A 9,369-nucleotide genomic window follows, 5' to 3' on the forward strand; every position below is an offset into this window, starting at 1 on the left:
GTCCGGGCCGGGTGAGGGTTGCGGGGTTCGCAGGATCAGCCGCCGACAGCCGCGACGAAGGCGGTCCAGGCGGGGCCGGTGAAGACGAAGGCGGGGCCGTGGGGGTCCTTGGAGTCGCGGACGCCCATGGCACCACCGGGGAGGCGGGCGCCTTCGACGCAGTCGCCGCCGACCGTGTCATTGCTGTAACTCGACGTGAACCAGTCAACGCCGGTCAACGCGTGAGGCGTGATCGTCACAGTAATCAAAGCTCCTTCATCGCTTTCGTGATCAGGTTCAGGGACTCCTGCGGTCCCGGCGCCAAGGCTCGCAGCTCATTGAACGCCTCCTCGTACAGCTCCACATCCGATGAACGCCGCAGTACCCAGTGGTCAGCCAGGTTTTCCAGGTACACGATCGGCTTGAGGGCCGATTCCTCTCGGAAGTGAATGATCGTGAACGGTCCATTCATCGCCCGGTAGAGGCCCGCCTTGAACGGAACCACCTGAAGGTCAATGTTGGGGGCGGAGGCTTCCTCGATCATTCGGGCAAGCTGCGCCTTCATGACCGCCCGTCCCCCCACTTGCCGCAGCAGCACAGCTTCGTTGACGACGACGGCAAACCTCAGGGGCAACTCTTGCCGGAGAACATTCTGACGCTTCTGCCTCAACTCGACCATGCACTCGATGTCCTCCTCGGAGGAGTGACCGTGGGAATGCCGGTGCAGGGTGCGAATGTACTCCGCAGTTTGGAACAGGCCAGGAACCCACTCGGAGTTGTAGGCGTTGAGCGAAGCGGCCGAGGACTCCAGCCCGTGAATCGCCTTGGGGCCAGGTCCGATGACCGGTCGGAAGGGCATCGCCTCCCACCAGTCCCGCTTCGTCTTGGTGACTGCGGCGTACTCCTTGAGCTGCTCGGCGGTCTCTTCGTCGACCTCGTAGATCTGACAGAGGGCCATGACGTCAGCAGGTTCGACGGTGACGTTCTCACCCGTCTCCAGCCGGGTCAGCTTGGAGGGGCTCCAAATTAGCTTCTTGACTACCTGAGTTGACGTCATTCCCTTCTTCTGCCGGATCCGGCGTAGCTCACTGCCGAGTTGCAGTCGACACAGAGTGGGACTCGCTGGCTGCCTGACCGTCATCGTCTGTGGTCCTCTCCGAACGCTATCCAACGAAACCTTCTGCGTTTCGGCAGAAGCGCCCGTCGCCTGGTGAACGACCGCTGCGTAGATAGAAATTCACAACGGAACTTGGTCGCGCAATTTCACCGGACCACTTCCGGGGCTACCGCCACGATGCGAGGCTATACCCGCCACTCACGTAGCGCAGTCGCTTCACTCCATTAAGTGAGCGCGATCGCCTCTGCGGTGGCGTCCCCAAGGTTCGACGGTAAGGACACCGATGCCTCCATCCACGCTGAGCGCAACTCCCCTTCCCTTCACCTCCGTCGAGATACAGGACACCTTGCGGCTGAGCCTCACCTTCCGCGCCCACCCCCACCGCGTCGCGCACATGCGGCACATCACCGGCGCGGTGCTGCGCCAGGACGACATCGGCGGTGACGCGGCGGCGACCGTACAACTGCTGGTCAGCGAGATCGTCACCAACGCCGTGGTGCACGGCAGGGCCGAGCGGATCCGGTTCTCCCTTGCGTACGACGGGCGCGGCACCGTGCTCATCGAGGTCGACGACCACTCCCCCGCCCCCGTGGCCGCGCGGCTGCCCGACCCCGACGAGGAGAGCGGGCGGGGGATGTTCCTGGTGTCCGAACTGGCGGGAGCGTGGGGCAGACGGGGCTCGTGTACGTGGTGCACCGTCGCCACGCGGGAGGTGGCGGCCGGATGACACTGGACGCGGTGACCATCTCCCGCACCGTGGACCAGGCCCTCGACCGGTGGGTCGCGCTGCCCGAGCGGGAGTGGGTCGACACCACCGTCCTTCTTCTGCGCGGCCACCTCGAACTGCTCGTACGGGAGTACCCGGGCGCCATCGACACCCCGGCGGTGCGACAACTGCACCGCGACGCCTACAAGTTGCTCGAACTAGGCAGAAGATTTGATGCCGACACACCCTCCCTCCACCTCTTCGAGCTGATGCTCGCCCTGGCCACCACCACCCGCGCATTTCTCGCCCTGCATCAACAGAGCCCGACCTGACCACAACGCGGCCGGAGCCGTGGAGAGCGCCGTTCGCGCGGTGTGCTTGTCCGGTGTCGGGTGGGTTGGCCGGGCCCGCCCCCTCCTGGGTCTGATGGTCGCGGTTCCGTGCCGTGCGTCAAGGGCGCTCCTTCGTCGCGTCGGCTTCGCCGATGGCCTCCGGCCACCCTTGACCCCCATCCCTCCATCGCTGGTAAGGCGGTGGGGAGGGGTCCCCTGGGAAAGGCCAGTTCGTTGCCGGGGCCGGACCCAGGCTTGCGGGCCGGCTCGCCCTGCGGGGCACGCGGTCGTGGTGTGGGGTGGCCCGGCTCTCGTCAAGCGTCCGCCCACCGGGTGTTGGCTGGGCTTCATGCCCCGCTGGTCTTTCTGGGTGGGTGGAGGGGGCTGTCGGGGCGGGTCCGGTGGCATGAGGCGTAAGGGGAGAGACGCGTGTGAACGAGTGTGACGTGGGAGGCGTCTTTCGGGGGAGTCATGTGCTGGGAGTCCCGTTCTGGGGAGTTCCTGGCACCGATCGAGGGATCCGGGGCCGCCCTGGGCGGTTTCCTCGAGATCAAGCCCGATTGATGTCCCTGGTCAAAAAGATCTCGGATCTGTCGGGCAGGCGACCTACGCTGAGCCCCGTCCGCACTATCGGGGAGAAGCATGACAAGCAGGTTCACAGAGTTGACCGTTGACTGCCGTGATCCGGAGAGGCTCGCGGCCTTCTGGTGCGAGGTCTTGGACTTCGAGGTGATCGACCGGAGCGAGGGCAAGGTCGAGATCGGCTCCTGGGTGCCGACCGTCGAGGATGTCCGGGCCCGCCAGATGCCGCCCACCCTGGTGTTCATCCGTGTGCCCGAGGGCAAGACCGTCAAGAACCGGCTTCACCTCGATGTCAGCCCGATCGACGGCAGCACCGAGGACGAGGTGATCAGATTGCTCGGTCTCGGCGCCCTCAAGGTGGACGTGGGCCAAGGCCCGGAACGAAGCTGGGTGGTCATGGCCGACCCCGAGGGCAACGAGTTCGACGTCCTGCGCACCTTGGCAGCGCATAACTAGGGCCTTCCGGATGATGTCGGGCTCGTCGCCGTCGGGCTACGGCCCCCGGGGGCGGGCCGTGGTGTTTTCGGCATGCTCGCGACACCGTCCGCGACGGAACGTTCGGCGGCCGGTGAACGTCTCATCGGGTGTGATGGATCTTCCTGAGACCACGAACCCCGTCGACACTCAGGACGAGCACGAGGACGAGCGGTTGCGGTCCGGCCCGCTGTGGCGCCATGCGCTGTGGGCGGCGCTCGTCACCGCCGCCGGAGTGACGCTGGGGTGGTTGGGCGCCATGTTCCGCATCGGCCCGGAGGAGTACGGCCTGCCGCCCGCCGCGCCGGGAGCGCTCTGGCCCTATCTGCTCACCTGGGCCGTGATCGGCCTGGGGCTGGGCGCCATCCTGCGGTTCGTGGCGGCCATGGTGCCGGTCTACTCCCCGTCGGAGGCCCTCCTCGGCACCGTCATGATCGGCACCCGGCTGTCCCTGGGCTGGCGGCCGGAGCCCCTCGAAGTCGCGGGCCTTGCCGCGGCCGCGCTGCTCCTGGTGACCATCTGGTGCGCCGTCGCACTGCGCGGGGCAGCCGTCGTGCGACGGTCCCAGGACGCTTCCGGGGTCGCCTAGCTAGGCATGGGGCGCAGACGGCGGCCCCGCGCCGGCCATCGCGCGAAGCGCAGGCTTGTCGTACTTGCCAAGTTGGTTCTTGGGTATGTCGTCCAGTGGCAGGACCGCAACGGGGACCTTGTACTTGGCGAGCCGTGCTTGGAGGAACCGGATCAGATCCGGGCCTGCCGAGTCGCTTCCGCTGCGCAGCGCGACGAATGCGACCGGTACCTCGCCCAACACGTTGTCCGGTCGGCCGACAACCGCTGCCTCTATGACATGCGGGTGCTCGCTCAGGGCCGACTCAACCTCTGGGGGATAGACATTCTCACCTCCGCGAATGATCACATCTTTGGCCCGGTCGAGGAGAACGAGGTAGCCGTCGTCATCAAGGCGGCCGATGTCGCCGGTGCGGAGCCAGTCCCCCTGCAGCGCGTCGGTCGTCGCGTCAGGTCTGCCCAGATAGCCCTTCATGACTGTGGGACCTGCTATCAGTACCTCGCCCACCTGGCCCGTGATCGCGATGCCTCCAGATCCGTCGGAGATGGCGACGCGTACGCCGGGGAGAGCACGTCCGACTGTGCCTGGCTTGCGCACGTCCTCAAGGCGATTGCATGTCGCAGCACAGGTGGCCTCGGAGAGGCCGTATCCCTCAAGTAGCGGGACGCCGTAGCGGCTCTCCATCCGCTCGATCAGCGTCGGCGGCATGGGAGCTGCACCGCAGATCATGAACCGTAGTGAGGAGAGAACCGGTTGAATCTGGTCAGGAAGGTTCGCCAGCATCGCATAGATGGCGGGGACACCTGAGAAGTAGGTGGGGCGGACCGCATCGACGTCGGAGAAGAACCGGCTGGAGCTGAACCGTTCCGCCAGAGTGGTCCTGCCCCCGGCTCGTAGTGGTGCGAGCACCCCTACGACGATTCCGTTGACGTGGAACAGCGGGAGTATCAAGAGGCTGTGATCGGCGCTGCCGAGTTCGAGCGCCTGACACATTGACGCAGTCATGGCGTCCAGGTTTGCGTGGACCAACTCGACACCCTTCGGACGCCCAGTGGTGCCGCTGGTGTAGATGACGAGTGCCACGTCCTCCATCGAGGCCGGCTCAGCCGGGACCTCCACCGGGTTCACGGCACCCTGGTTCAATGCGAGGACGGGCACGACAGTGGTGAACGATGGCGCATTCTCCACAGGCTCATCTGTTATCAGTAGCACCGCATGGGAGTCCTGGAGCTGAAACAGCGTCTCGTCCGGGGTAAGAGCCGGGTTGACGGGCGTAAGAGCGGCTCCCAACCGCCATGAGGCGAAGAGGGCGACGACCAACTCGATCTGGTTGGACATTTTGACGGCGACGATGTCGCCTCGACCGACGCCACTCGAGGCCAGGAATCGGGCTCCGGTGGCCACGAGTTCGTCGAACTCTTCATTGGTGATCGTCCCGCGCAGGTGGTCGCTGAGCACGGGCGCGGTCGGGGCGTGTCGGCGTCGCTCGGACGGGATGACCGTGAGATTCATCGTGCGGTCCTTCTGGTGACTACTGCGGGCGGACTCTGGTGAGCGATGCACGACTGAGGTCGCGCTGGGAATGGTGTCCGGAGAGGACAGTGGTGAGGTCGAATTCAGCAAGGAGCGATCGGAGGACGTGTTCAACACCGGCCTGGCCGTTCATGGCGAGCCCGTAGATATAAGGACGACCGACCATGACCGCGTCCGCCCCCAGAGCGAGCGCCTTCACCATGTCCGACCCCGTGCGGATGCCCGAATCGAACAGAACCGAGATCTCTCCGCCGACTTCGTCGACAACGAGTTCGAGAGCATCGAGGGAGGCGATGGCACCGTCCACCTGGCGCCCACCGTGATTGGAGACGATGACGCCGTCGATGCCGTGGTCGACAGCCATGCGCGCGTCCGCGGGAGACTGGATTCCCTTCAGAGCGATGGGCCCGTCCCACTTCTCGCGAAGGAAGGCCAGATCTGGCCAGGACAGCCCAGGATTGGAGTAGATCTGGCCGAACCGAAGAACGGCTCCGGCTGGGTCGTCTTCGGGAGAGCGGACGAGCCCGGCTCTGAACGCCGGATCGCTCAGGTAGTTGGCGATGCCGACGCCCTGGAGGAATGGCAGATAGCCGCGGTCGAGATCGTGTGGCCGCCAGGCGAGGACCACCGTGTCGAGGGTGAGCATGAGCGCCGTGTATCCACTTGCCGCGGCGCGTTCCAGGAATGACTCACAGACGTCGCGGTCGCTCGGCCAGTAGAGCTGATACCAGCGGGTTCCGTCCCCGTTGGCCTCCGCCACCTGCTCGAAGGTGTGAGCAGCCTGTGTGGAGTGGACGTAGGTCACGCCTACCTCGGCTGCAGCCCTGGCCGAGGCGAGCTCTCCGTCGGGGTGAGCCAGCGTCTGGACGCCCAGCGGCGCCATGATCAGCGGAGTGGGCATGGCCGTGCCGAGCACGACGGTGCTGTGGTCACGCTCGGCGACGCCATTGAGCATGCGCGGCACGATCTTCCATTGATTGAACGCCTCGCGATTGGCTGCCGTGGTGGCGCCGGAGCCAGCGGCAGGGCGGATGTAGCCCAGTGCCTCAGGCGTCAGGACCCCAGCGGCCCGGTCCTCCAGGGAGACCAGATCGGTCGTGACGGCCGGCGCCTGGCCGCCGAACATGCCCTGCACGTAGATGCCCATCTGGTAGTCACCCAGATTGGTTTTGGTCATGCTGCTCAGGGCACGAGCGAGCGCGTCGGGCCCACCGGTTGCCGTCTTCTCGTTCGCCTCAGGGGTGATGTCGTCCATGGATCAGTCGAACATCTCGGGCGAGGTGGCAACGACCTGGTCCCACAGTGGACGGAACTGGAACCAGCCGGCCAGCGAGCCACCGATCTGTTCACGCACCATGACCGCAGTGTCGTGGTCGATGTGATGCGGTATTCCGGCAGCCATGGCCAGTAGCTGTGCCTGGCATGAGCGTTCCATCGTGATGAACCACCATGCGGCCGCAGCTACGGACTCGCCGACAGTCAGCAGTCCGTGATTCTTCAGAATGGCCGCCTTGTGACCTCCGAGGGCGCTGGCAATGCGGCGGCCCTCCTCGGTGTCTGAGACCACCCCGCGGAAGTCCGAGTACACTCCGTGGTCCTCGTAGAACACGCACGAGTCCTGGGTGATCGGGTCCAGGGGCAGGCCGAGGCTCGCGAACGCCTTGCCGTTGAGCGAGTGCGCGTGGGCGGCCGCGACGGCATCGGGCCGGGCGCTGTGCACCTCGGCATGGATACAGAACGCCGCACGATTGACCGGTCGGCGGCCGTGCAGCAGGTTGCCGGCGTGATCGACACGGATCAGGTCGGACACCTTGATCTGATTGAAGCTCATGCCGAACGGGTTGACCCAGAACGTGTCGGGGAACTCCGGATCCCGGGCGGTGATGTGCCCGGCCACACCTTCCGAGAACCCGAACGTGCCGAAGACCCGGAAGGCCGCGACCAATTCACGCTTGCGGTGCTCGCGTTCTTCCTCGACGGTGAGATTCATCGGCGGCAGGGGCAGGTCGAAGTCGTCCGGGACGGGTCCGACGTTGGCGCGGATCATCTCGGCGAGTTCGGGACCGACGGTTTTGGCGGTCACTTTCTCCTCCTTCGATACAGGTCTGTACTCGATAGGTCAGGCAAGAGGTGGTCGGACGGTGGTTCCTGCGCCCTTGAGAGGCTCGCTCGTCGCTCCTCCTCGGCGCAGGAGCAGATAGGCGACGAACGCGGGCAGGTACATCACCACTCCGTAGATGGCGGGTGATACCGCCATCTGGTCGTTGTCGAGAATCGACAGCGCCACCACGACAGCGAGCGTCGCGTTGTGGATACCGATCTCGAAGGTCGATGCGACTGCCTGTGAGCGCTCGACCCGTGCGGCGCGTGGCGCCCAGTACCCCAGGAGCATGCTGAGGCAGCAGAGCGCGAGGGCCGCCGAGCCGACCGTCACGAAGTGCTCGCGCAGGACGGATAGATTGCCGACGAGGGCAAACAAGATCACGATGGCTAGGATCACAGCCGAAGCCCGCTTCAGCGGCTGCGTGAGACGCGTGGCCAGGCGGTCGCTCCGACGTCTGACGAACATGCCGATGACTACCGGGACCAGGATGGTCGCGATCACGCGGACCATCTCCGAGTAGTGGATTCCCATGCTTTGCTCGTCGTCGATGAAGTGCGCGAGGGACAGATTGACCACGATCGGCAGCGTCGCAACGGAGGTGACACAGTTGACGGCAGTGAGCGTCACGTTGAGCGCCACGTCACCACCAGAGAAGTGGCTGAAGATGTTGGCCATGGTGCCCCCCGGCGATGCGGCGAGGATCATCATCCCGACGGCCAGTTCGCCAGGCACCTGGAAGGCGAACAGTAGTGCGAAGCACAGACAGGGAAGCGCGAGGCACTGAATGGCGAGCGCGACGAGGACCGCCTTGGGCTCGCGGATGACGCGCTCGAAGTCCAGGACCTCGAGCCCCAGGCCCAGGCCGAACATGACGACAGCCAGTACTCCCGGCAGCAGCACGCTCACGCCGAAACCTTGCATGACTATCATCCCGATCTATGAGCGATAGCGTGGACACCCTAAAGCATCCAGTACTGTATGCAATGACCCCGAGTGTGCTGTTCAGCACGTGATATGTCAACAGCGAGCGAGGAATCATCGTGCCGAAAGGCCCAACTGGGAAGCGCGTGGTCACGCGAGCGCTGCTCCTCGAGAGCGCCATGGACACGTTTGCGGAGCGCGGCTACTACGGCGCGAGCATCGAGGAGATCAGCGAGCGGGCTGGATTCACCCGCGGAGCGTTCTACTCGAACTTTGCGAGCAAGGACGAGATCTTCTACGCACTGTTCGATGCTCGTGCCGATCAGGTGCTCGCCAGCCTCCGAGCAGCTATGGCGGCGGCTGTCACGGATCCGCATCCCCTGGCCCGGTTCGCCGAAGCGGTCACCTCCGATGTCGACGACGAGGAGGAACGCCGCTGGTACCTCGTGACCACAGAGTTCACCCTCCACGCTATTCGCAATGCTCGGGCCGCCGCCGTGCTAGCAGTCCGTGATGCCCGCGTGCGAGACGAACTGGCCGCGATGGTCCAGGAGCTCGTTGCGGCAGCTGACAGAGAGCTGGTAGTTGATGCCGTCCTGCTCGCCCGCATGGCCACGGCAGTGCGGGAGGGGGCGGGTGCCCAAGCATGGGTAGAACGCGGAACTGTGTCGCCGAGACTGCTCGAACGGCTGCTGTTTCCAGCCATGGTGGAGGCATTCTCCCGACCAGTGCCCGCAGCACCACGTTCCGAAGAATCGCAGAGCTCGCAGACTTTCAGTGGACGCCCCTCTTCCCGCTCGCAGGGAAGCGTTGAAACGGCGGGATCGACCGAGAGTGAGAATGAGCCCTGCTGATCGCATGCCTCAGGCGGTTGAGGGGGGTTCCCCAAGGCCCGTGTTCGCCCAGCTCAATGGCCTGCTCATGCAGCTGGCGGGGCAGATGGAGGGCCGTATAGTTCTAGCTTGATCTTTAACCTGTGCGGCGTGGTCGTGGGGTGGTCGACTTCTTCGTTCGTTGTTTCGCCGCCGGTGTTTTGCGAGGTGTGTGGACGTC

Annotated in this window: 11 protein-coding genes; 5 read left to right on the top strand and 6 right to left on the bottom strand. The window is 65.2% G+C overall.

What is annotated here, in order from left to right:
- Positions 1-35: 35 nt before the first annotated feature.
- Positions 36-239: a DUF397 domain-containing protein gene (locus tag ACFTZC_RS20425; protein WP_382891600.1), complete on the bottom strand. Its 204-nt coding sequence runs from the start codon at positions 237-239 to the stop codon at positions 36-38.
- A 5-nt stretch (positions 240-244) separates the two neighbouring features.
- A complete protein-coding gene (locus ACFTZC_RS20430; RefSeq protein WP_382891602.1) occupies positions 245-1,120 on the bottom strand; it encodes a helix-turn-helix domain-containing protein in 876 nt (291 codons plus the stop codon).
- A gap of 259 nt (positions 1,121-1,379) precedes the next feature.
- On the opposite strand from ACFTZC_RS20430, the gene ACFTZC_RS20435 reads away from it, so the two are divergent.
- The 4 genes from ACFTZC_RS20435 to ACFTZC_RS20450 all read left to right on the top strand — a co-directional run bounded on the left by ACFTZC_RS20435 (position 1,380) and on the right by ACFTZC_RS20450 (position 3,779).
- A complete protein-coding gene (locus tag ACFTZC_RS20435) occupies positions 1,380-1,823 on the top strand; it encodes an ATP-binding protein (protein WP_382891604.1) in 444 nt (147 codons plus the stop codon).
- On the top strand, positions 1,820-2,134 hold the full coding sequence (locus ACFTZC_RS20440) for a DUF6415 family natural product biosynthesis protein (protein WP_382891606.1): 315 nt from the start codon (positions 1,820-1,822) through the stop codon (positions 2,132-2,134). Before ACFTZC_RS20435 ends, ACFTZC_RS20440 begins: the two co-directional genes overlap by 4 nt.
- Positions 2,135-2,776: 642 nt before the next feature.
- Positions 2,777-3,172 (top strand): VOC family protein, encoded by a 396-nt coding sequence (locus ACFTZC_RS20445; RefSeq protein ID WP_382891610.1) that lies wholly within the window; start codon positions 2,777-2,779, stop codon positions 3,170-3,172.
- Positions 3,173-3,305: 133 nt separating this feature from the next.
- Positions 3,306-3,779, top strand: coding sequence for a hypothetical protein (locus ACFTZC_RS20450; RefSeq protein WP_382891612.1), 474 nt, complete (start codon positions 3,306-3,308; stop codon positions 3,777-3,779).
- On the opposite strand, the gene ACFTZC_RS20455 is transcribed toward ACFTZC_RS20450, so the two are convergent.
- From ACFTZC_RS20455 to ACFTZC_RS20470, 4 genes are all read right to left on the bottom strand, one after another.
- Complete coding sequence (locus tag ACFTZC_RS20455) at positions 3,780-5,270, bottom strand: class I adenylate-forming enzyme family protein (RefSeq protein WP_382891613.1); 1,491 nt, start codon at positions 5,268-5,270, stop codon at positions 3,780-3,782.
- Positions 5,271-5,289: 19 nt separating this feature from the next.
- Positions 5,290-6,468 carry an alpha-hydroxy-acid oxidizing protein gene (locus ACFTZC_RS20460; protein WP_382891645.1) on the bottom strand — a complete coding sequence of 393 codons (1,179 nt, stop codon included), beginning with the start codon at positions 6,466-6,468 and terminating at the stop codon, positions 5,290-5,292.
- A gap of 81 nt (positions 6,469-6,549) precedes the next feature.
- Positions 6,550-7,338 carry a class II aldolase/adducin family protein gene (locus ACFTZC_RS20465; protein ID WP_382891647.1) on the bottom strand — a complete coding sequence of 263 codons (789 nt, stop codon included), beginning with the start codon at positions 7,336-7,338 and terminating at the stop codon, positions 6,550-6,552.
- 72 nt (positions 7,339-7,410) lie between these two features.
- Positions 7,411-8,301, bottom strand: a complete 891-nt coding sequence (locus tag ACFTZC_RS20470; RefSeq protein WP_382891615.1) for a bile acid:sodium symporter family protein — start codon at positions 8,299-8,301, stop codon at positions 7,411-7,413.
- 134 nt (positions 8,302-8,435) lie between these two features.
- On the opposite strand from ACFTZC_RS20470, the gene ACFTZC_RS20475 reads away from it, so the two are divergent.
- Positions 8,436-9,170: a TetR/AcrR family transcriptional regulator gene (locus tag ACFTZC_RS20475; protein ID WP_382891617.1), complete on the top strand. Its 735-nt coding sequence runs from the start codon at positions 8,436-8,438 to the stop codon at positions 9,168-9,170.
- The last annotated feature ends 199 nt before the right edge of the window (positions 9,171-9,369 follow it).

Origin of the sequence: Streptomyces sp. NPDC056987 (assembly GCF_042673865.1) — a bacterium.
GTDB lineage: Bacteria > Actinomycetota > Actinomycetes > Streptomycetales > Streptomycetaceae > Streptomyces.

Excerpts from the sequence above, each read along its gene's own strand:
- ACFTZC_RS20460 (WP_382891645.1), bottom strand. The coding sequence starts at position 6,468 with ATGACCAAAACCAATCTGGGTGACTACCAGATGGGCATCTACGTGCAG.
- ACFTZC_RS20445 (WP_382891610.1), top strand. The coding sequence starts at position 2,777 with ATGACAAGCAGGTTCACAGAGTTGACCGTTGACTGCCGTGATCCGGAG.
- ACFTZC_RS20440 (WP_382891606.1), top strand. The coding sequence starts at position 1,820 with ATGACACTGGACGCGGTGACCATCTCCCGCACCGTGGACCAGGCCCTC.
- ACFTZC_RS20430 (WP_382891602.1), bottom strand. The coding sequence starts at position 1,120 with ATGACGGTCAGGCAGCCAGCGAGTCCCACTCTGTGTCGACTGCAACTC.
- ACFTZC_RS20465 (WP_382891647.1), bottom strand. The coding sequence starts at position 7,338 with ATGATCCGCGCCAACGTCGGACCCGTCCCGGACGACTTCGACCTGCCC.
- ACFTZC_RS20435 (WP_382891604.1), top strand. The coding sequence starts at position 1,380 with ATGCCTCCATCCACGCTGAGCGCAACTCCCCTTCCCTTCACCTCCGTC.
- ACFTZC_RS20450 (WP_382891612.1), top strand. The coding sequence starts at position 3,306 with ATGGATCTTCCTGAGACCACGAACCCCGTCGACACTCAGGACGAGCAC.
- ACFTZC_RS20455 (WP_382891613.1), bottom strand. The coding sequence starts at position 5,270 with ATGAATCTCACGGTCATCCCGTCCGAGCGACGCCGACACGCCCCGACC.